Origin of the sequence: Paenibacillus wenxiniae (assembly GCF_039822605.1) — a bacterium.
Classification (GTDB): Bacteria; Bacillota; Bacilli; order Paenibacillales; family Paenibacillaceae; genus Saccharibacillus; species Saccharibacillus wenxiniae.
Genome location: NZ_JBCGUH010000001.1, coordinates 727,127 through 747,260 on the forward strand (window position 1 = coordinate 727,127; position 20,134 = coordinate 747,260).

The window sequence follows — 20,134 nt, forward strand, 5'->3', positions numbered from 1 at the left end:
TAACGCATTCTGACAACAACAGAAAGGCACCGCCCGCGAAGCCGGTAACTTTATTCCGACTCCGCACGGCTGGTGCCTGACAGAGTGAACTTGCGCAGTGGATCGAAACCGCTGAAACAGTACATATTAGCTTTGTTCTACCATGTTCACCTTTCCATAATCCAGTAACAAATCTATCTGCATCACATCAAATGAAGATTAAATACCTACTGGGCCTAAGCGTTATTTCTTTACGTGTTAAAGCGGAGCTAAGTTTCTGATTCTTACTGTAATGATATTCCCATATCAGAAAACGAACAGATCAAGCAATCCATGTACTGCCGCACAAAGGATACCAAACGGATGGAAATATATTTCTACACCTTATCGGAACATGCTAATTTGTACGAATACCGTATTCGTTTACAGGGAGGTTATTATCAATCGAACGTGCTCCGCTTGCTACTGCTCGTCATTCGCACTCCGGTCAGTAGAACTTTCTTCCTTATCCGGCTTCTTTTTAATCGACTTTAGGATCGTTTTCTTCGGCTCTTTTTTCGGTTGTTCTTTTTTCATATCCGGTAGATCCAGTACCTCTTCACTATCGGGCAGACTTTCCGGCAAAATCTCTCCTTCGACCGGCACGGCTGCCAGCGGAAGCCAGATTACAAATGTCGTTCCTTTTCCTTTGGCCGTTACGACTTCCACCGAGCCTCCATGCGCATCGATGATCCATTTGGCAATCGATAGACCGAGTCCAGTGCCTGGCGTTACACCACGCGATTCGTCGGCACGATAAAACCGCTCGAAAATATGCGGGACTTCCTCCTGATCCATCCCGATGCCTGTATCGCTAATACGCACCCCGATCTGCTCTGGATAAATGACCGTATCCAGCGTCACGGTGCCTTCTGGCGTATACTTAAACGCATTTTCGATAAAAATAAACAGCATTTGCTGTAAATAATCTTTGTTTCCATACACAAAATATTTATGCAGCTCGGTCATATCGGCTGGCTTCCACTCGGCACGATGTGGAATAAATTGCGCACGACGCACAACTTCTTCCAGCAGTTCACCGGCCGGCAGACTATCTTTGATGATCGTCTGTCCGGCATCAGCACGCGCAAGCGAAAGCATGTCATTGACCAGCCTGCTCATTCGCTTCGCTTCGTCGGCAATATCATTAATCGACTCCATCGATAGCTCTTTAAGCATTTGCTCATCCAGATGCGGCGCTTCATCCGGTTTTTTGTTCCATGCTTTTTGTAGTAGATCAACATTACCGCGAATCGTCGTCAGCGGAGTACGTAGTTCATGGGAAGCGTCCGAGACGAAGCGACGCTGTGCGGTATACGCTTCTGCTAGCTCCTTATAAAATACCTCGGTACGACCAAGCATCCCGTTCACCGTACTGATCAATTGACCAATCTCATCAGATGGGCCATCGTAATCGATCCGTACGCTCAAGTCCTTCCCATTTTGAATCTGGTTCGCTGCCTTGATCACTTTGCCGATAGGCGCCATCGATTTGCGCGCCAGAAACAGCCCCAGCGTGAACGCAATAAATAGCGTTGCCAGTGAGCCAACAATGAGTGTTACCCGCAGATCATCGAACAACTGATTGGAATCCGTCATATCGGCTGCAATAATCATCACACCGAGCAACTGATTCGGATTGGTAGTGGAAAAAATGCCGCCATACGCAACTAGATACGAGCGTCCATTGTAATCGACCTGCTGTAGATCGGTCGGAATTTTATTAGGTGGAGGCACTGCAAGAAAGCTGCCGTTATAGGAATGTTCACGAGAAGCATCGGTATAATTACCGATTTTGATCCGAAAGCCGGACTCCATCAGCCGATAATAATCTTTTACCGATGGCAACAGATCGACATGCCCCTGACTATCTGGTACACCTGCCGACACTTGAATACGATAGACTTGATCCAGGAGCCGTGTACGCAGTTCCTGATACGTATTAAAATAAACAAACGCATAGATCGCTACACTGAACAGCATTAACGTCACCGCTAATATGCCAGAATACCATACTGTTAGTCTTAAGCGTATTGACATACTGTCAGTCCCTTCCTTAGGTGTTGCTTCTCAAAATGTAGCCTGCCCCCCGAATCGTCTGAATAAGACGCTTACCGCCATACTCTTCCGTCTTCTGGCGCAGCATCGCAATATATACTTCCAGCACGTTGGATTCACCGCTATAATCATAGCCCCATATTTTGTCCATAATTAGATCACGGGAAAGCACACGCTTCGGATTTTGCATAAACAGATGCAGCAGTTCAAATTCCTTCGCAGTCAGCTCCAGTCGTTGCCCATCCCGCATCACTTCGCGTGCATCTGCATCAAGCGTCAAATCTTCAAACGATAAGCGGTTCGTATTTGATGAATCCGCATCCGGTTTACGGCGCAGCAAAGCACGCACGCGCGCAAGTAATTCTTCCAGTGCAAATGGCTTGACCAGATAATCATCGGCACCTGCATCCAGTCCACGCACCCGATTTTCCACTTCATCTTTCGCAGTCAGCATCAAAATCGGTACGGAAATACCGGCTTCACGCACGCGACGGCATACTTCAAATCCATCGACCTGTGGCATCATCACATCGAGTACCATCAAGGCAGGATCATTTTCCAGCATCTTATTCAAGCCTTCTGCTCCATTGGAAGCCGTCAGCACTTCATATCCTTCAAAAGCCAGTCCACGTCGCAGCATGGAAATAATTTTTTCATCGTCATCAATAATTAAAATAGTTGGTCTCATCGCGGCTTCTCCTTTGGTCAACGTTCTTAGATCAATCACTGGTTCTATTGTAACAACGAAATCGATTTTACACTACTTTGTATCTATAATCGCACAAAAGGCGGAAAGGATATCCCTTCCGCCTTTCATTTATATAAACCGACTATGATCATGTAGCCGGATTATGGAACTGCTAATACTTATTGACCGCCTTCATTTTGTGAGCTACCGATCGTGTTTTGATACTGGTTGCGGTCGCCAATTTTCACTTTAAGATCCATTTTCTTACCATCACGAATAATGTTCAGTGTCACGGTATCGCCCACTTTCAGCTTCTGAATCGCTGTGATCAGATCCTGACTGTTGGAATAGGCTGTACCGTTAATACCGGTAATCACATCATAAGAACGCAGATCTGCTTGATATGCAGGGGATCTGTACATCACTTCGGTTACAACCGAACCGCTAGTCGTATCAATGCCCAGTTGTTTGGAAATTTCAGGTGTCAATGTCATCAACGATGCACCGATAAATGGTACTGGTGTTGCTGCCACTTCTTTACCTGCTTTCAAATTTTCAACGACTTTAGCAACAACATTGGAAGGAATCGCAAAACCGATACCCTGTGCATCCTGACTCACCGCGGTATTAATACCGATCACCTGACCGTTCATATTGAGCAGCGGACCACCGGAGTTACCAGGGTTAATAGAAGCATCCGTTTGCAGCAAGTGCTGATAGTTCGTCGATTGACCATTCTCTTCATCCGAAGCGGTGATGCTACGTTCCTTCGCACTCAGCACACCAGCTGTTACGGTATGATCAAAGCCCTGTGGGTTACCGATGGCAACGACCCAGCTACCGATTTCCATATTGTCGGAGTTACCGAGCGTGATATAAGGGAAGTCGGCTTGACCTTCGGTTGGCTCAATTTTCAAGACTGCCAGATCAAGAGCGGTGCTTTTCCCCATCAGCTTCGCTTCATATGGTGTTTTATTATTTTCCAGTGTCACCTGGATCACGTCTGCGTCACCCACAACATGGGCATTTGTCAAAATATAACCGCTTTTATCGAAAATAAAGCCGGAGCCAATACCGATTGGTGTCAATGAACCGGAAGAGCTGCTACCGCCACCATTGCTGGAGCCGCTACCACTACCGCCGCTTCCACCATTGCCGAATTGATCACCGAAGAAGAAGCGATACATCGGGTCATTGTAGTACGGGTTGTTGCTGCTACCGCCACCGCTGTTACCGGAGCGGGAATACGTTTCAATTTTTACGACTGCTGGACTGGCTTTTTTCACTACATCCGCCACGTCAGCCGAGCCGACCGGCAATGCTGCCTGGGTGACCGAATTGCTTTCTGTCGGTGTCGTTGTCGTCGCTACATTATTGGACGTTGCCGCAGCGTTGCCGCCTGTGAACAGGTTCGCGCGATCTGCGCCGTACATGCCGCCTGTCATGATAATCATTCCGGCGAGCACAGAAGCTATAATCGTTTTGACCGGGCTTTTTGGTTTATTGTACTGGAATTGCGGCTTGCGGTTGTTGCCGTCATTACCACCAGTGCCACTACCATTATAGCCATTGTAACCGCCATTTCCATTACCTGAGCTGTGCAGTTGATTGAGCGGGTCCTGTTGTCCACTATGAGGTGTGTTGTTGAAATCCGAGCTATAGATCGGACGAGTCGGAGCAGGAGGCGTTACTTCAACCTGTGACTGAGATGGATCTTGTGTAGCCGGGCGTTCTTCGTTGCCTTCACGACCGTCTTTGTTGAACGATTGGAATGGTCCGTAGGAATAGTAGTGCGATTGTTCGTTGTTTGGTCCGTTCGGAGTAGCGTTCCCTGTATGGTTGTTTTGGCCGTCACCAGACATGCCGTTGCTCAATTCATTTTTGTTCTTATCTTCCATGAAGAAAACCTCCCAGATTCCCATGATATAAATGCGTTGTGTAAGCCGTGTGTAACTCAGTGGGTACATTGTTATATTCGCTTATTAACCTTAACTTCACATTAAAATCAATTAAAAAGAAAATAAATCCTTGCCGTCTCGTATTAGATTTGTCTGCAAGCTGGAGGAAAACAGCAAAAAACCGCCACATCTGGCGGTTTCCGTGTATGTAATGCGTAAAAAAAGCTCGATCTTAAGCGTTTCTGTATACAATCAAGTAGTACGCATAAGGAAGAGGTTTTCAAGTTTAACTGGCCCACAGCGAGCAATAGCGCATAGGAAGAGGATACTCACGTCTGACTAACCCAGCCTTTACGATGGGCAAAAATCGCCAGCTGCGTCCGATCTTCCAACTCGCATTTCATCAGTAAATTACTCACATGCGTCTTGACCGTCTTGATGCTAATATGAAGTTCCTCCGCAATCTCCTTATTGCTCATGCCTTCTGCAATTAGCATCAACACTTCACGTTCACGTCCGGTCAGATCAGACGATTCTTCCTGTGCTGTGCTGCGCTGACGAATCCCGCGTGTGAGCGCCTGCGAAATATCACCTGTCATCACCGGCATGCCACGGCTTGCCCCTTGCAGCGCATAGATCAATTCCTCCGCTGAGACGGTTTTCAAAATATAGCTAACCGCTCCCGCTTCAATCGCTTCCACGACCAGATCATCTTCGATAAAACTGGTCAAAATGACAATTTTCAAATGCGGATAGCGGTGTAAAATATGCCGCGTCGCTTCAACTCCGTTCATGACCGGCATCATCATATCCATCAAAATCAAATCCGGCTGCTGTCCATCCAATCCCTGTTCCAGCAGATCGATCACTTCTTGCCCATTCGCTGCTTCGGCAATAACCTCAAATCGTTCATCCAGCATCAGATATGTTTTGAGACCCATCCGCACCATATCATGGTCATCTGCCAGCAATATTTTGATTTTGTCCACCTTCATCCGCTCCCTTGTACAATATATCGAACTTTGGAATATGAATGCGGATCGTCGTTCCTGCGCCAGGCTTGCTAATAATCTCTGCCTGTCCGCCTAACTTTTCCGCACGCTCCGCCATAATGGTCAATCCGTATGAGCCTTGTTTCTGCACGCTCATATCAAAACCGCGTCCATCATCACTAATATGTAAAGCTACATGATGAGACTCCTCCTGTAGCGATAAGCTAACAATCGAAGCTTCCGCATGCTTGACGATATTCGCCAGCCCTTCTTGAATAATGAGAAAAAGCTGACGCTCTTTGGCCTCAGTCAATTTTCCCACCAGTTCAATGTCCTGTATTCCTTTTAATCCATTATGTCGGCAATAATCGGGAAACCACGAATCCAGCGCTTCCGGTAAGGAACGCCCTTCCAGCTCCATCGGACGAAGCTGGGTAATGAGCGCTCTCATCTGCTTCTGGGCAAGTTGGGACATCTGGATTAACTGCTCCATCACAATGGTCGCCTGCTGCGGATTGATTTCCAGCACTTTGGGCAGTGACGACGCGGACATATGGATCGCAAATAGCTGCTGACTGACCGAATCATGCAGATCACGAGCCATACGGCGGCGCTCTTCCAGCACCGCCAGTTCTGCCTCGCGTTCACGCTCGATCACTTCGCGCTCACCAAGCTGCTGCAAAATACGCATTTTGCGCTCAACCGTGCTCATCATTTCGTTAAATTGCTCATGGACACGATTGAACGATTCGTCCTCGATCGGTTCCAGTCGTGTGCCAAAGTTGCCTTTCGCGACCTGTGTCATTTTTAGATGGACATTATCGATACGGCGCTGTACACGCTGTCCGGCAACATAACCAGCAGTTAGCCACATGGCGATCAGCCCGATCAAATAGTAATACCATTTTTCCGGTAAATGGAGCAGCTGATAATCTCTGCTCAGCATCACATAGATCGTAATGGTCGTTAACAGGCTGACCGTACTGAAAAAGCCGATCAGCTCCCATTTGATATTTTTAAACCATTTTGTCCGCATTGTCGTTTATCCCACCCGGTTAATTCGAATGTCTCCAATAAATACGTTTACTGTAATCTCGACCCGCTTACCTGTCGCATCCGCTTCGCTCGTCTCGCTGCTCAGACGATTCATCATGCCATCGCTGTTACGACTTAAAATATCCATATCACCGATAAACGAGTTGCCTTCCGCTTTAAAACTCACCTCTACCCCACTCGGAATGAACACCTTCACATCACCGATAAAGGCAGAAATGTTAATACGGGTCTTGCCATACGGAATTTGTGCGCGTGTCAGATCAAGCATCGTATCCCCGATAAAATGAGAGATATTCATCGGCTTGAGTTCAAAATACTCCTTACCGATATGCACATCACCGATAAAGCTGGAGCGTTCTTCGGTATCGACACCTGTACCGTGCTCAGCACTGTATTCATTGCGATACTGATCATTGTAGGACGAGTGATGACCGCCTTTAAACTGCTTTTTCCACTGGTCATGATGCCATTGTTTTTGCTGCTTCATATTACGCACATGCTCTTTAAAATGCTGCTTATGCTGCTTCCAGTTCTCCTCATGCATCGCGCCATACTGACGGAACAGAGGATCTTGATCCGGACGCTGAGTATGCAGCGGTTCTTTACGCAAATTCGGTCCGCGTCCAGGTTCGCGTCTAAACTCTCGTTCAGCATGCTCTGGTCGACTGCCAAATGAAGTATGCTCAGACGATGTTTGTCCTGCTTCATGACGATGCTGTGCATCGCTATGATGTTGACGACCTAGCTTCTCATCAAACAGATCATCCAGCGATGAAGGAGCTGGTGGTGGCGGCGGTGTTGGAGGCGTGTACGTCGAACCCGGTACGCCGTCATTACCGTTCATTCCTGAATAATCATAGTTGTCATGACGCTTGTGGGGCTTCCCTTTGCCTGACATCATACGGAAGCCGAAAAATACTAATCCTAACGGAATCATCAATCGAATCAGATCACCGATCGAATAATCATACAATCCAAGATTGCGGCCAATAAAAAATACACCTAGAATCGTCATAATCCAGCCGCCCACATCACGCTTGCATTTGAACAATAGTTCATTCAAGCCAATTTCGAGCAAAATTAGCGGCCATAACAAAAAGATAACGTCGCGTACGCCAAAATCAATAATGCTTAGTCGATCCAGCAGGAACACCAGTCCCAGACCGATCAAACTGAGTCCCCAGAACGTCTTACGGAACATATGTCTATTCATGCCGTTTCCTCACTTTCTTATGCGGCGGTTGGGACAAGGCTTTACTTGCCTTCTGCTCGCCGTCACCGATGTTTACGATACACTCAGTGTAAATGAATATGGCGTCTCACCATAGCGGCAACAGAATGAAATCGTTCTCGGTCTCAAGACCGATACACAGTCACAAATAAAAGCACCGGCGACGTTCACCGATGCTTTTATTATAAAGGAAATGGAAGCTAGTGCCAGTGAATTCGGCAGAAATTGCGTCCATTCCCAATAATTTATTGTAATCCTATGTCTCTATTCGTATTTCTCTATTCATCTTTCTCTATGAAGCGATAAAGCCGTTCACTCGCCTACCGATTCATTTAGAAAATAGAACGATCCGCAATTTGCTGACGCAGCAGCTTCGCCGCTTCTTCCAGTGGCATAGAGCCGATATCGCCTTCGCCACGTTTACGTACCGAGACGCTGTTCGCGTTCATTTCATTTTCACCGATAACGAACATGTACGGAATTTTCTCCAGCTGGGCTTCACGGATTTTGTAACCGAGTTTCTCGTTACGCAGATCCGCTTCCACGGTTACACCGCTCAGACGCAGCTCGTCTTCCACTTTGCGTGCATATTCGTCAAATGCAGTCGATACCGGAATGACTTTCGCCTGTACCGGGGACAGCCACAGTGGCAATGCACCTGCAAAATTCTCCAACAGGAAGGCAGTGAAGCGTTCCATAGTAGAAATCACACCACGGTGGATAACGACCGGACGATGCTTCTGTCCATCATCACCGATATATTCGAGTTCAAAACGCTCTGGCAGCAGGAAGTCCAGCTGTACAGTCGACAATGTTTCTTCTTTGCCCAGTGCTGTGCGAATTTGCACGTCGAGCTTTGGACCGTAAAATGCTGCTTCGCCTTCCGCTTCAAAAAATGGCAGATCCAGATCTTCCACAACTTCACGCAGCATACGCTGGGACATTTCCCACATTTCGTCGTTCGGGAAATATTTCTCTGTATCCTGTGGATCGCGGTAGGACAGACGGAAACGGTAATCGTTAATACCGAAGTCTTTGTACACTTGCTGTACGAGTTGAATAACACGAGCAAACTCATCTTTAATCTGATCTGGACGCACGAACAGATGCGCATCGTTCAATGTCATCGCACGTACACGGTGCAGACCAGTCAGGGCGCCGGACATTTCATAACGGTGCATCATACCCAGCTCAGCGATACGGATTGGCAGATCACGGTAACTACGCAGATCGCTTTTGTATACCATCATATGGTGCGGACAGTTCATCGGACGCAACACCAGTTCTTCATTGTCCATCGACATGACCGGGAACATATCTTCCTGGTAATGTTCCCAGTGACCGGACGTTTTGTACAGGTCTACGTTACCGAGTACCGGTGTGTAGACGTGGCTGTAGCCCAGCTTTTCTTCCAGATCCACGATATAACGCTCCAATGTACGACGCAGCTTGGCACCGTTTGGCAGCCAGATCGGCAACCCTTGACCGACCAGATTGGAAAATGTGAACATACCGAGTTCTTTACCGAGCTTACGATGATCACGTTTCTTTGCTTCTTCCAGGAAATGCAGATGTTGTTCCAGTTCAGGCTTTTTGTTAAATGCAGTACCATATACACGTTGCAGCATTTTATTTTTACTATCGCCGCGCCAGTATGCACCTGCCACGCTCAGCAGTTTGAACACTTTCAGCTTGCCTGTGGATGGTACGTGTGGACCGCGACACAGATCGAAAAATTCGCCCTGATCATAAATCGTAATAATGCTGTCCTCTGGCAGTGCTTCGATCAATTCGATTTTGTACGGATCTTCCAGTTCGCGGAAAATGTTCAGCGCTTCCTCACGGCTCACTTCACGACGTGTAATCGGCAAGTTTTCGTTAACGATGCGTTCCATTTCCTTTTCGATCTTTTGCAGATCTTCCGGATTCAAGGAATGCTCCATATCCATGTCGTAGTAGAAACCGTCTTCGATGACCGGACCTACACCAAGTTTCACTTCTTTAGCGCCAAACAAACGTTTTACCGCCTGTGCAGTCAAGTGAGCGGTACTGTGGCGAATCACTTCCACACCGTCTGCGCTATCGGCAGTTACGATCTCGACCAGTGCGCCGTTATGCAGCGGTGTGTTCAAATCAACGACGATACCGTCGAGTTTGCCAGCCACCGCGTTTTTGAACAGACTTTTGCTAATGGAATTCGCGACATCACCGATGTTGCTACCTTCCTCATACTGACGCAGCGAGCCGTCAGGCAGTTTGATTTCGATTGCCATCATAAATCTTCCTCTCTGTACATAGGTTGAATTGAAGCTGTTCTGTTGTATGGACAGCAAAAAACGCCCGTCCCGGTAAAGGGACGAGCGTTATATACACACGTGGTTCCACCCTGATTCGATTCTGTTGATCACATGGCAAAAAGCATATGCAGAATCCTTCATTGAACATCCGGTAACGGGGATGAACCGATGATGCTTACTGCCATCTGTGCTATAGGGCACAATATGGGTTCAATATCATTGCTCCAAAGGGGTAAGCAACCATCGTCAACCGGAGGAAATTCCAGCGTGAATCTTTTCCTCTCTCTGAACGGGACTGTATTGATGCTCATGTCTTTGTCATTGCATGGATGGGTATGATCAGCTTTGCTTTCATCATTATAGAAGTGTGTCGCATGTACGTCAAGGGTTAGCTATATGTCGATGCTAATGTTCGAGGAATAGCAGTAAAACAATTAAAGTTTCGCTGTATCTTATAACTTCGTTTTGGATTGAAATAGCCTATTCGTTCATTTACATAAACTTAATCAATATGAGCTATAGAGAACAAAAAAAGAAATAAAAGGTAAGGATGACTGAACATGTTAACAATCTCCTGACACGAGCTTTAATGAAAGCTAATTTTTTATATCCAAGTATCTTACTGCTTCGAACTTATCAATTAAAAGTTATGGAAAGATGATCGACTTGATCGTATTGCCTTCGAAGTCTTTAATGGTGAAACTATCGTGATCCAGAATGCCGTAGGAATGTGGGAAGTTTTGTTTCGGTAATGCAATGGAACCCGGATTAAGAATATAGAGATCGTTCTTGGTATCGGCGACAGGAATGTGGGTATGACCTTGAATAAAAATATCGCCTGAACGTAAGTCGGGCAGGTTATCGATGCTATAGCCGTGACCGTGAGTGGCGTAGATGCGGCGTGTGCCGTTGTAAAGCTGTACGTAATCGCCCATCATCGGGAATTGTAGTAGCATCTGATCGACCTCCGCGTCGCAGTTGCCGCGGATGCCGATGATCTGGTGTTTGTGAACGTTGAGTGCATCGGCTACACCGGCAGGGTCATAGCCTTCGGGTAACGGATTACGTGGGCCGTGGTACATGTAATCGCCTAGCAAAATGAGCTGGTCAGGTTGCTCCATCTCGGCTTTTTCCAGTGCGCGGTTTAACCAGTATAGAGAGCCGTGAATATCGGAGATAAACATCCATTTCATCGTTTCATCACTCCTTCGTCAATAAGTAATTCCTTCTGATCAAGAACGGCTTTATACTTTAACTGTAGCATATTGGAAATGGAAAAGGAGGATTTCGATGCATGTACCACTGGAACAGCAGCAGACTCCGTATTATGCGGTCATTTTTACGAGCAAGCGTACAGAAGGGGATCATGGCTATGGCAAAATGGCGGATATGATGGTGGACATGGCGGAGCAGCAACCCGGTTTTCTAGGTGTGGAAAGTTATCGTAATGCCGAAGGCGCTGGGGTGACAATCTCGTACTGGAGCGATCTGGAGGCGATTCGTAACTGGAAAGCGAATCCTCTGCATCAACTCGCGCAACAGCAAGGTAAGCAACAATGGTATGATCAGTATTCGGTTAAAATATGCAAAGTAGAGCGTACATATTCATTTGAAGCGTAGCAGACAGATAGCTACCCTGTTAATGTTCAGGCGGATCTATGGGTCGGAGAGTTGGATGTAGGTTTTATGGGATGCATGCTTTATTAGACGTATGATCTATCACCAATGGATTAGCGCCATTTTGAGTGAACCGTGTAGGCGGTTGGTGGCACTTTTACAATTCTGATCGTTTCATACGGTCATCTCGTGCTACAGTGCACATTTAAGAACACAGCAGCTCAAACCAATCATAACCTCGCCCATAAAAGAGATCGCAAAACTACCCACCGAGTAAAAAAGGCGCTACATTCCCCAGCAGGAATTGTAGCGCCTTTTATTCATACTATATTCGTTTTATATTCGCTCTGAGTTTTATATCCACTCTGATTAGTTTTGCATAATAAAGTCACGTTGAATCTTATAGCTCTCATCATCAAATACTTTAAGGATATTGTATTTCGTATCGCGTTGTGCTGGAATTTTGCCAGCGGCGCGGATAATATCCAGCGTTTGCTCAATATTGACTTTATGCGTTGTACCTGCGGCAGAGACGACATTCTCTTCCATCATCGTACTACCAAAGTCATCGCAGCCATATTGCAGCGATAGCTTACCCACTTCAGGACCCATCGTTACCCATGACGATTGGAAATGCTTAATGTTGTCGAGTACGATGCGGCTGATCGCTACATTTTTCAAGTATTGCTCTGGTGTTTGCTTTTCGGCCTTCATGTTAGTGTTATCCGGTTGGAAGGTCCACGAAATGAATGCCAGGAAGCCTTCGGAATCATAGCCATTGCGGATACATTCATCCTGTGCGTCACGTACACGCATCATATGCAGCGCACGCTCTTCAAACGATTCGCCAAAGCCAATCACCATCGTTGCGGTTGTGTTCATGCCGACTTTGTGTGCCGTTTGCATCACATCCATCCAGTCGCGCCATGAGCCTTTCAAACGGCTAATTTTACGACGTGTACGATCATCCAAAATTTCACCGCCACCGCCTGGCAATGAATCCAGTCCGGCTTCATGAATCGCACGAATGGTATCTTCCATCGACAATCCAGACAGCTTTTGCATTTTCATAATCTCGGCTGGCGAGAACGAGTGCATCGTAATATTCGGAAAATGCTGTTTAATTTTGCGCAAAATGTCCAGGTAGTAATCAAATGGCAAATCCGGGTTAACCCCGCCCTGCATCAAAATCTCAGTACCCCCGACATCTTCTGTTTCCTGAATTTTCTGCAAAATCGTCTCATCTGGCAATACATAGCCTTCCGGCGAACCCGGACGACGGTAAAATGCGCAGAAACGGCAATACACATCACACACATTGGTGTAATTGACGTTACGACCGATAACAAATGTAGTCATCGGGTCGGGATTTTTGCGAATCATGAGCTGGTTGGCGACATGACCCATTTTCTCAATCTCATCCGATTCATATAGCGCAATCGTATCTTCCACATCAAGGCGTCCGCCTTGCAGCGCTTTGTCCAGAATGCGATCTACTGTATTCATATGATAGCCTCCTAATCGATTCAGGCACCAAAGGTTGATGTCGAACAGTCAATTTGAATATAGGTTGATGATAGGATACAGGTTTCATTTACATGCACGCCTATCCTTAAAAATTGAAATAATTTCATAACGGCATGTATTATCGTAACATATTTCACATTTTAAAAACAGGCATGGAAGTGGCAGGTTGGTGATTTTTTGTAAGGTAGTTGTGGTAGGACGATATTTAAAAATGGAAACTGAATGGGTTCGTCATCGTTATCTAACATCTGTCAAGTTGGTACAAGATGTAAAAAAATGCAAGTCTACTCATTCATCCTATTCACCTATAACTACATCAAGTATGTGCCTGAACGTATAGCTAAAGCAGTAAAGCAGGCTCCTGTACGGAACCTGCTTTGATCTGACTGTATATTGCGATACGTTCAAAAGAAAGGGACTACTCGTTCATTTAACTAGCCCATTGACGGAAAATCAATTGCACTGAAATACCATCTACATAACGGATGTACGCTAGAAGGTTGTCGTTCTCTCGATCGATGTTTCTGTATCGATATTACTCAGTCATAATAGGTATTGCTGATTGATGTTCTGTATTTGTAAGAACATAAAGTACACTTCGTACATCCAGTATTTATATTACGCGACATCTATTACGCCTATGCTGCGGATTAATCAGCTTACGTATACTGAAAGATAGGCTGAAAGCCAAACTTGCGCTTACCTAGTAGGTTACCGCTTAGTGATCGCCAAATTCACGCGGCGAATTGCCCTGTCCGTTCGAAGCCGTTGTACCGCCGTCTACTGGCAAAATGACACCGGTAATATAGCGTGCATCCGGGCTTGCCAGGAACAGATACGCTGGTGCAACATCTTCCGCCTCAGCGATGCGCTGCAAAGTGACACGGGACTTGAACTTTTCGACGACTTCCTGTCCGCCTTCATCGATCATCGGCTGGGTCATCTCGGTCACGGTAAAGGCTGGTGCGATCGCGTTCACACGCACTCCTTTTTCACCAAGCTGGAGCGCAAGCGATTGGACGAGCAGGCTAACCGCTCCTTTGGTCGCATTATAACCCGGATGTGGCCAGTCGCCTGCCATACCGGATACGGACGATGTGGCAATGAGCGAACCTTGCGATTGGACCAGATGCGGAGTGACCGCGCGTGCCAGATAGATTTGAGCGTCCACGTTCGTTGCACGCATATTGTGCCAGTCTTCGTCGGTCAACTCCTCGATCGGACCGGAGACGTTCACACCTGCATTGCTAATCACGACATCCAGCTTGCCAAAACGCTCGACGGCTTTTTCTACCAGTGTATCCACCTGCGCACGCTCACGTACATCGGTCGGTACGATCAAGTAGCGGTCATTGTTATAACGATCGACGACCTCGTATAGCTTATCTTCTCTACGTGCAGCCAGTACGACTTTAGCGCCATTTTCCAAAAAGGCAGTCGCTACCGCACGTCCGATGCCCGCGCTTGCGCCTGTAATGAGTACGACAGAATCTTCAAATGGGTATGTGTTGTGTGTCATGATGAATCCCTCCATGTGATGATATTTGAAATTAAATTATGCTATTTTGTCCTCATACCTCTGTACTGCATGTTCACTCATGCATACTGCAACTGTTGTTGCACATGTAGGGTCATTACCCGTTGAACGTAAAAATAAACGAGCTTTACAGTGAGCTTTAAGATCGAAGAATAGCCTGTTAACGCTATCATTGCAGACTGTAAAGCTATTGAATAGGCATGAAATAAAATGTGTTTGTGAAACAAATATACAGCTGTTATGAACTATGTAATGAAAAAGACAGCCATTCATCACGGCTGTCTAATCGCTATTAAGCTTTGATTAACTTAAACTTACTGTACTTTGATAAAAAGCGAATTGTACCGTCTAACCTGTTGTTATAGAACCCTTAACATCTTCTACACGAGTCACCGCATTATGCAGATCGGCAACGACTTGCTCATTTTCAGCTAGTAGCTGGATGATTTTTGTACCTTTTTTATACATAAACTAGAGCATCTAATTGAACTTCTTCACCTCTAAATGTAATTAAAGGTTCACCGGCAACATCTTTCAAAAATAATAAATCGACTTTATGATCTGTCGTATTCTCTTTAGCAGGGCGTTTTGATTTGGAAGGTCGTTTTCGCTCGTAACGAATACCTACATTAACAAATGACCAATCCTGTACAACCGATTCGCATCTACTGCAAAAAAGTAAATGCTGCAACCAATACGCACCAGCACGAAGTTGTTCCATAAATTCGCTATTGCTTCTATTCGTATTTTTCAACTCGATATAATATACGGTTTGTTTTAATAAATCTAAAATAATATAGTCGCAATCATTAGGATACTTTTTCAAAAAACGAGAATACTGTGTTTTTAAAATCTCCAAATCTTGAATGATCAAAAATTTGTTTTCTGCACGTCCTACTCGTAATCTCACTTGATACGGATTGCCTTTATTTTCATGTAAAACAATCTCATTTGTATTCTCTACTATATAAAAAAAGCGCTCATCAATGTATTCATTGAAATTTTTTACGATATCCATAAATGTGGTCACACCTTATTAGAGCGCTCACCATGTGCACTTTGCGACAACAAACGGTCTCGCAAATTAAAGTAAGCATCATCTAATTCCCGGTTCGCATTATCGAAAATCTCAATATAATCCATAGCTTCAAGATTAGGCAACGGTCTAACTGTACCATCATCGAAATAATAGCCCATTGTATCCCATTTCTTTTCGTCGTCCAGTTGAGCTTTTAAAATCTGGTTCGTAGTAGCTCTGATCAGATAGTCGCTATGACTGGAAACAATAACACGTACCCCATTTTGCGATAATTTACTGATTAACTCAGCAAACTTGATTTGTCTCATTGGATCAAGATTCATTTCCGGTTCATCGATAAATAGAATGTCTCCAGCAGTTACTTCATGCTTCAAATAAAATTCCAGACCAAATAAAGATTTAACCGATGAAGAAGCATGTTGCAGAGCGATTCTTCCATTTTTATATTCAAGCTCACCATTTGAACGTTTAAGATTGTCAGGTAAATTGGAAATAAGCTCACGATAATAATATTCATTTGTATTGTGATCATATTCGTATTTACCATGCAATATTGCTGTAGAAAATAATGACCAAATATCGGCCTGTAATTGATCCAAATTTTCGTTATCAAGTTCATCTAGGTCGTTAAAATCTTCCAGTTGTTCTATTTCAACCAAGTAACGAATATAGTCTGAAATCGGAAGAGGATAAATCTCTGTCTGCCGAGTATGTGAATCAAAATCAAACGAGTCTACGCTTCGCTTTAAAGCCAATTCTTTTCTGAATACATTAATTCCGTTTCTCTCTGCTGGAATGTAAAGAATATCGGAAACACAAAATACATTACTAATCAAAGCACGTGATACACTTCGCTTAAATGCTTGTTCAATAATAGAAGTACTTATTTCATCTGTATCCCTCTTGTTTTTGCGTATATCTTGAATATTAATGAGTTTGATTATAATTGCATTATTGTTTTCTTTCACTTCAATCTCAACTGAATAAGGCAAAATGATAAACTTTAATATAGTAGGAAGTTCGATTTTAGTGAAACTTTCTAAAAAACTTGCAGTATCAGATTCTTCAATTACAATTTTTGTTTGTTCAAATTCAAGCTCATTTATATTAAATAATCTAGGCAATAAGATATGGATCTCATTATTTAGTCTTAATGTGCAGTATTTAATTAGATAATCTGTAAGCGTTCTTTTATTAATCGTAAATGTCAGCTCATCTACATATTCATCAAAATGCTCTTTAATATACGTTTCTAACAACTCATCTTTAAGCTCATTCAACTTTTTAAATATTCCATAATATAAATAAGAAATATACGTTTTACCTGTATTATTTTTTCCCATAAACATAGTTTGTTGACCTAAGGTCAGCTCACAATCTTTAATAGGCCCTAAATTTTGTACGCGCATAGTTATTCACCATTTTCTTATAAAAATTTCGCGTTTCCAAATCATTAAAACTTCAAATCTCTGCATAGTCTAATTTTAAATTAGATGGGTCTCATAAATTATATCTAAACCCTTGTTACTTTGAAACCAAATCAATAAACAAAAGCTTAACTTCATATATAAAACCCTTTTCGATAATAAAAAAGCAATGATGCAACGAGACTCCGTTTACATCATTGCTTTTTATTTATTTTGCTAATATAAGGTCCATCCTATCCATTACATATTTAATAAGATCGTACATCGATCAATCCAGCGCCTGCTCCAAATCCGCAATCAAATCCTCCACGTCCTCCAAGCCCACCGACAACCGCAGCAATCCATCCGTGATCCCACGCTCTGCACGCACAGTCGCGCCCATCGCTGCATGTGACATCGTTGGTGGATACGACAAAATACTTTCCACCGCTCCCAGACTCACCGCTACAATCGGTAACTGCACACGATCTAGCACCTGCTTGGCGCGTTCGCCTGAGCCGACATCGAATGAGATCACCGAGCCATAGCCAGTTGATTGCGATGTATGGATCTCATGACCGGGATGGGTCGATAAGCCAGGGTAGTAAATCGCTTCGATATCACTGCGCGTTTGCAGCCATTCGGCGATGCGTGCTGTGCTTTTCTCGCTATGTGACATCCGTGCTGCCAGTGTTTTCATGCCGCGCATAAGCAGCCATGAATCCTGTGGACCAAGCACCGTACCGAGTCCATTTTGCAAATGCTTGAGCTGTTTGCCGAGTTCCAGTGTGCGTGTGACCGCCAGTCCAGCCAGCACATCACTATGACCGCCGAGGAACTTAGTTGCGCTATGCAACACGATATCCACCCCGAGTTCGATCGGACGCTGATAGTAAGGGGTCATAAATGTATTGTCGAGCAGCGTCAGCAGATGATGCTCTTTCGCCCACTCGGTGACCGCATGAATATCGGTAATTTTCAACGTTGGATTGGATGGCGTCTCCATATACACGGCACGTGTATTCGGACGAAGTGCACTTTTTACCTGCTCCAGATCGGTCATATCGACAAAGCTAATCTCGATATTCAGACGGTTAAGCACCGTCGTTAGCAATCGGTACGTACCACCATACACATCTTCAGTCACGATCACATGCTCGCCAGCCGACAGCAGCAGAAATGCAGTCGAGATCGCGGCCATACCGGAAGCAAAGGCAAATCCGCGTGTGCCGCCTTCCAGTAGCGCAATATAATCTTCCAGCGCCTGCCGGGTCGGATTCCCTGAACGGCTGTAATCATGCTGCGGTGGATTGAGAATATCATCCTGATGAAAAGTCGATGCCTGATAGATCGGTACACTGGATGCACCTGTCGCCTGATCCACCGAACCGTTAAAATGAATCAGCTTCGTTTCCAAACTGCGTGGTGGAATATTGCGCTTCGGCGCTGTGCTACTCCCAGTAGATGCTGTCGATGCTGAAACCGGATTCGTTGCCCCCGTGTCTGTTCCTGTTGGCGGCTGATTTGAATTGTTTTCACTCATTCCATTCACGCTCCTTCAATTTCAAGACGAGCCGCTTCCAGCGCTGCATCCAGATCGGCAATCAGATCATCCACATGCTCAATCCCGACCGAGAAGCGCAGCAGACGTTCATCCACGCCGACCGCCTCGCGAATTTCTACAGGAATATCCGCATGCGTCTGTATCGTTGGATACGTCATAAGCGATTCCACACCGCCCAAACTTTCCGCAAAAGCGATCAGTTTAATATGACGCAAAATTGGCGCGATATAACGGGCATCGGTTACTTTAAAGGAGAAAATGCCCGTGTTTCCGCTCGATTGGCGATTTTGCACATCATAGCCTGGATGATCCGGCAAGCCTGGATGGAACACCTGCGCAATTTGCGGATGCTGTTGTAAATGCTTGGCGATCGTAAGCGCATTGTATTCGTGACGCTCCATCCGCAGTGCCAGCGTCTTCATCCCTCTCATCAGCTGATACGAGTCACTTGGCGACAGCACGCCACCGATCGAGTTATGCAGGAAAGCGATCTCTTCTGACAATGCTTCACCTTTGGTCACGATCAGCCCTGCTAATACATCGTTGTGACCACCTAGATATTTACTTGCACTATGAATAATAATGTCAGCGCCAAGCTCGATCGGACGCTGGAAAAATGGCGTTAGCAACGTATTGTCCACGATCGTAATCAGTTCATGCTGCTTTGCCCAGCCGGTCACTGCTGCGATATCCGTAATCATCATCAGCGGATTCGTTGGCGTTTCAATAAATACAGCACGTGTATTGTCCTGACGTACACGCTCCAGCGCGTCCAGATCGTTCGTATCCACATACGAAGCGCTCACCCCAAATCTGGACATAATGCGTTCCAGTAAACGATACGTACCGCCATACAGATCAAGCGAAACGATTAGATGATCACCCTGTCCAAACATCGCAAAGATCGTTTGTAACGCCGCCATACCGGAACTACAGGCAAAACCAGCATCGCCTGCCTCCAGTTCAGCAATCGATTGTTCCAGTATCGCCCGCGTAGGATTGGTCGTGCGAATGTAGTCAAAGCCCGTGCTTTTGCCAAGCTCCGGGTGACGGAATGCGGTCGATTGATAAATCGGGAAATTAATAGCTCCTGTTACCGGCTCATCCACCGATCCGATCTGGGCAAGCCGGCTTTCAATACTAAGCGATGATTGCTGATTCTTTTTGTACGTCATTCGTTACGTCCTCCTCAGATATCCAATCAAA

15 protein-coding genes are annotated in these 20,134 nt (G+C 45.3%); 1 reads left to right on the forward strand and 14 read right to left on the reverse strand.

What is annotated here, in order from left to right:
- Positions 1-441 precede the first annotated feature (441 nt).
- The 8 genes from AAHF22_RS03025 to yfcE form a co-directional block, all read right to left on the reverse strand.
- Positions 442-2,058: a sensor histidine kinase gene (locus tag AAHF22_RS03025; protein ID WP_347323480.1), complete on the reverse strand. Its 1,617-nt coding sequence runs from the start codon at positions 2,056-2,058 to the stop codon at positions 442-444.
- A gap of 16 nt (positions 2,059-2,074) precedes the next feature.
- Positions 2,075-2,764: a response regulator transcription factor gene (locus AAHF22_RS03030; RefSeq protein ID WP_347323481.1), complete on the reverse strand. Its 690-nt coding sequence runs from the start codon at positions 2,762-2,764 to the stop codon at positions 2,075-2,077.
- A gap of 179 nt (positions 2,765-2,943) precedes the next feature.
- Positions 2,944-4,662 carry a S1C family serine protease gene (locus AAHF22_RS03035; protein ID WP_347323482.1) on the reverse strand — a complete coding sequence of 573 codons (1,719 nt, stop codon included), beginning with the start codon at positions 4,660-4,662 and terminating at the stop codon, positions 2,944-2,946.
- A 329-nt stretch (positions 4,663-4,991) separates the two neighbouring features.
- The gene (locus AAHF22_RS03040; RefSeq protein ID WP_371834001.1) at positions 4,992-5,657 is read right to left on the reverse strand and encodes a response regulator; all 666 of its coding nucleotides are present in this window, start codon (positions 5,655-5,657) and stop codon (positions 4,992-4,994) included.
- Positions 5,620-6,690 carry a sensor histidine kinase gene (locus AAHF22_RS03045; RefSeq protein ID WP_347323484.1) on the reverse strand — a complete coding sequence of 357 codons (1,071 nt, stop codon included), beginning with the start codon at positions 6,688-6,690 and terminating at the stop codon, positions 5,620-5,622. Before AAHF22_RS03045 ends, AAHF22_RS03040 begins: the two co-directional genes overlap by 38 nt.
- A 6-nt stretch (positions 6,691-6,696) precedes the next feature.
- Positions 6,697-7,923, reverse strand: coding sequence for a cell wall-active antibiotics response protein LiaF (liaF, locus tag AAHF22_RS03050; protein ID WP_347323485.1), 1,227 nt, complete (start codon positions 7,921-7,923; stop codon positions 6,697-6,699).
- A 350-nt stretch (positions 7,924-8,273) separates the two neighbouring features.
- The gene (gene thrS, locus AAHF22_RS03055; protein WP_347323486.1) at positions 8,274-10,214 is read right to left on the reverse strand and encodes a threonine--tRNA ligase; all 1,941 of its coding nucleotides are present in this window, start codon (positions 10,212-10,214) and stop codon (positions 8,274-8,276) included.
- A 671-nt stretch (positions 10,215-10,885) separates the two neighbouring features.
- Positions 10,886-11,431, reverse strand: a complete 546-nt coding sequence (gene yfcE, locus AAHF22_RS03060) for a phosphodiesterase (RefSeq protein WP_347323487.1) — start codon at positions 11,429-11,431, stop codon at positions 10,886-10,888.
- 97 nt (positions 11,432-11,528) lie between these two features.
- Here yfcE and AAHF22_RS03065 point away from each other — a divergent pair, with 97 nt between their 5' ends.
- A complete protein-coding gene (locus AAHF22_RS03065) occupies positions 11,529-11,858 on the forward strand; it encodes an antibiotic biosynthesis monooxygenase family protein (RefSeq protein WP_347323488.1) in 330 nt (109 codons plus the stop codon).
- Positions 11,859-12,224: 366 nt separating this feature from the next.
- Here the strand turns inward: AAHF22_RS03065 and mqnC are convergent, their stop codons facing one another.
- The 6 genes from mqnC to AAHF22_RS03095 form a co-directional block, all read right to left on the reverse strand.
- A complete protein-coding gene (gene mqnC, locus AAHF22_RS03070; RefSeq protein WP_347323489.1) occupies positions 12,225-13,361 on the reverse strand; it encodes a cyclic dehypoxanthinyl futalosine synthase in 1,137 nt (378 codons plus the stop codon).
- Between the two features lie 739 nt (positions 13,362-14,100).
- Positions 14,101-14,901, reverse strand: coding sequence for a meso-2,3-butanediol dehydrogenase (gene budC, locus AAHF22_RS03075; protein WP_347323490.1), 801 nt, complete (start codon positions 14,899-14,901; stop codon positions 14,101-14,103).
- 478 nt (positions 14,902-15,379) lie between these two features.
- On the reverse strand, positions 15,380-15,937 hold the full coding sequence (locus AAHF22_RS03080; protein WP_347323491.1) for a hypothetical protein: 558 nt from the start codon (positions 15,935-15,937) through the stop codon (positions 15,380-15,382).
- Positions 15,938-15,945: 8 nt separating this feature from the next.
- Entirely contained in the window at positions 15,946-17,367 is a 1,422-nt protein-coding gene (locus AAHF22_RS03085) for an AAA family ATPase (RefSeq protein WP_347323492.1), read from the reverse strand.
- 286 nt (positions 17,368-17,653) lie between these two features.
- A complete protein-coding gene (locus AAHF22_RS03090) occupies positions 17,654-18,907 on the reverse strand; it encodes an aminotransferase class V-fold PLP-dependent enzyme (protein ID WP_347323493.1) in 1,254 nt (417 codons plus the stop codon).
- Positions 18,908-18,912: 5 nt separating this feature from the next.
- On the reverse strand, positions 18,913-20,103 hold the full coding sequence (locus AAHF22_RS03095) for a PLP-dependent transferase (protein WP_347323494.1): 1,191 nt from the start codon (positions 20,101-20,103) through the stop codon (positions 18,913-18,915).
- Between the last annotated feature and the right edge of the window lie 31 nt (positions 20,104-20,134).

What these genes read in the sequence shown, in the direction of transcription:
- AAHF22_RS03025 (WP_347323480.1), bottom strand. Translation starts at nt 2,058, where the DNA reads ATGTCAATACGCTTAAGACTAACAGTATGGTATTCTGGCATATTAGCG.
- AAHF22_RS03030 (WP_347323481.1), bottom strand. Translation starts at nt 2,764, where the DNA reads ATGAGACCAACTATTTTAATTATTGATGACGATGAAAAAATTATTTCC.
- AAHF22_RS03035 (WP_347323482.1), bottom strand. Translation starts at nt 4,662, where the DNA reads ATGGAAGATAAGAACAAAAATGAATTGAGCAACGGCATGTCTGGTGAC.
- AAHF22_RS03040 (WP_371834001.1), bottom strand. Translation starts at nt 5,657, where the DNA reads ATGAAGGTGGACAAAATCAAAATATTGCTGGCAGATGACCATGATATG.
- AAHF22_RS03045 (WP_347323484.1), bottom strand. Translation starts at nt 6,690, where the DNA reads ATGCGGACAAAATGGTTTAAAAATATCAAATGGGAGCTGATCGGCTTT.
- liaF (WP_347323485.1), bottom strand. Translation starts at nt 7,923, where the DNA reads ATGAATAGACATATGTTCCGTAAGACGTTCTGGGGACTCAGTTTGATC.
- thrS (WP_347323486.1), bottom strand. Translation starts at nt 10,214, where the DNA reads ATGGCAATCGAAATCAAACTGCCTGACGGCTCGCTGCGTCAGTATGAG.
- yfcE (WP_347323487.1), bottom strand. Translation starts at nt 11,431, where the DNA reads ATGAAATGGATGTTTATCTCCGATATTCACGGCTCTCTATACTGGTTA.
- AAHF22_RS03065 (WP_347323488.1), top strand. Translation starts at nt 11,529, where the DNA reads ATGCATGTACCACTGGAACAGCAGCAGACTCCGTATTATGCGGTCATT.
- mqnC (WP_347323489.1), bottom strand. Translation starts at nt 13,361, where the DNA reads ATGAATACAGTAGATCGCATTCTGGACAAAGCGCTGCAAGGCGGACGC.
- budC (WP_347323490.1), bottom strand. Translation starts at nt 14,901, where the DNA reads ATGACACACAACACATACCCATTTGAAGATTCTGTCGTACTCATTACA.
- AAHF22_RS03080 (WP_347323491.1), bottom strand. Translation starts at nt 15,937, where the DNA reads ATGGATATCGTAAAAAATTTCAATGAATACATTGATGAGCGCTTTTTT.
- AAHF22_RS03085 (WP_347323492.1), bottom strand. Translation starts at nt 17,367, where the DNA reads ATGCGCGTACAAAATTTAGGGCCTATTAAAGATTGTGAGCTGACCTTA.
- AAHF22_RS03090 (WP_347323493.1), bottom strand. Translation starts at nt 18,907, where the DNA reads ATGAGTGAAAACAATTCAAATCAGCCGCCAACAGGAACAGACACGGGG.
- AAHF22_RS03095 (WP_347323494.1), bottom strand. Translation starts at nt 20,103, where the DNA reads ATGACGTACAAAAAGAATCAGCAATCATCGCTTAGTATTGAAAGCCGG.